We start from the raw sequence: 2,170 nt of genomic DNA, 5'->3' as shown, positions 1-2,170 counted from the left end.
CTCCGGCCTATCCTACACATCTTGTACCCAATATCAATGTTAAGTTGTAGTGAAGGTGCATGGGGTCTTTCCGTCCCGTTGCGGGTAACCGGCGTCTTCACCGATACCACAATTTCACCGAGCTCATGGCTGAGACAGCGCCCAGATCGTTACACCATTCGTGCAGGTCGGAACTTACCCGACAAGGAATTTCGCTACCTTAGGACCGTTATAGTTACGGCCGCCGTTTACTGGGGCTTCGATTCAATGCTTCGCCTTGCGACTAACATCCCCTCTTAACCTTCCAGCACCGGGCAGGTGTCAGGCCTTATACCTCATCTTTCGATTTTGCAAAGCCATGTGTTTTTGTTAAACAGTCGCCTGGGCCTTTTCACTGCGGCTCTATCGCTAGAGCGCCCCTTCTCCCGAAGTTACAGGGCCATTTTGCCGAGTTCCTTAGCCATGATTCACTCGAGCACCTTAGGATTCTCTCCTCGACTACCTGTGTCGGTTTACGGTACGGGTTTTTATAACCTGAAGCTTAGCGGGTTTTCTTGGAAGTCTGATTACCTGCACTATTGGCGCCCCCGAAGGTTTGCCATACTATCAGCTTTCAGCACCAGTGGCGGATTTGCCTACCTCTGATATACCTACGGCCTTTAACGATCTATTCCGTCAGATCGCGGCAGTGTCACTACTCCGTCTCCACATCGCAGTTATAAAAAGTACTGGAATATTAACCAGTTGTCCATCGGAATCTCCACCCGGATTATCCTTAGGCCCCGACTAACCCTGATCCGATTAGCGTTGATCAGGAAACCTTAGTCTTTCGGTGGGCAGGTTTCTCGCCTGCCTTATCGTTACTTATGCCTACATTTGCTTTTCTATAATCTCCACCATACATTACCATACGGCTTCGCTGACGATAGAATGCTCCCCTACCACAGAATTAATTCTATCCATAGCTTCGGTATACCTCTTGATGCCCGTTTATTATCCATGCCCGACCGCTCGACTAGTGAGCTGTTACGCACTCTTTAAATGAATGGCTGCTTCCAAGCCAACATCCTAGCTGTCTGTGCAGTCGGACCTCGTTAGTTCAACTTAGAGGTAATTTAGGGACCTTAGCTGATGGTCTGGGTTCTTTCCCTCTCGGCGCGTGACCTTAGCACCCCGCGCCTCACTGCAGACCATATTTCATAGCATTCGGAGTTTGTCTGGATTTGGTAGGATTTGACTCCCCCGCACCCAATCAGTAGCTCTACCTCTATGAAACTCTATGTCCACGCTGTTCCTAAAAACATTTCGGGGAGTACGAGCTATTTCCCAGTTTGATTGGCCTTTCACCCCTACCCTCAGGTCATCCGGAAACTTTTCAACGTTTATCGGTTCGGTCCTCCAGTACATGTTACTGCACCTTCAACCTGCCCAAGGGTAGATCACAAGGTTTCGCGTCTACCTCCTCTGACTATACGCCCTATTCAGACTCGCTTTCGCTTCGGCTTCGTAGCTGAACTACTTAACCTTGCCAGAGAAGAGTAACTCGTAGGCTCATTATGCAAAAGGCACGCCGTCACGGTATACACCGCTCCGACCGCTTGTAAGCACACGGTTTCAGGTTCTATTTCACTCCCCTGTTCGGGGTTCTTTTCACCTTTCCCTCACGGTACTGGTTCACTATCGGTCTCTCAGGAGTATTTAGCCTTACCGGATGGTGCCGGCAGATTCCCACAAGGCGTCTCCGACCTCGCAGTACTCAGGATACCACTACCATACTATCGTTTACGAATACGTGGCTGTCACACGCTATGGCCAGGTTTCCCACCCTGTTCTTCTTAGCTTTAGTATCGATATCGTGGTCCTACAACCCCAGATATGCCGTAACAGATCTGGTTTGGGCTCTTTCCATTTCGCTCGCCACTACTCTGGAAATCATTATTATTTTCTCTTCCTATGCCTACTTAGATGTTTCAGTTCAGCACGTTCGCGCATTTGCAACTATTCTTCAAATAGTTAGGTTTCCCCATTCAGAAATCTACGGATCAATTCGTATTTGCCAATCCCCGTAGCTTATCGCAGCTTATCACGTCTTTCATCGCCTCTGAGAGCCAAGGCATTCCCCGTGTGCCCTTTCTTACTTTCTTCTACACTTGCTGCTTTTGCTCAGCAAGGTATGCTTTTGTTAGTTCTG

1 rRNA gene is annotated in these 2,170 nt (G+C 48.9%); it reads right to left on the bottom strand.

The window, feature by feature from the left end:
- Positions 1 to 2,123: ribosomal RNA gene (locus J4N24_RS25330) — 23S ribosomal RNA — on the bottom strand; the annotation flags it as partial.
- Positions 2,124 to 2,170 lie beyond the last annotated feature (47 nt).

This window comes from Desertivirga arenae (genome assembly GCF_017355785.1).
GTDB classification, from domain to species: domain Bacteria; phylum Bacteroidota; class Bacteroidia; order Sphingobacteriales; family Sphingobacteriaceae; genus Desertivirga; species Desertivirga arenae.
This window is presented reverse-complemented; position numbering and strand designations above follow the sequence as displayed.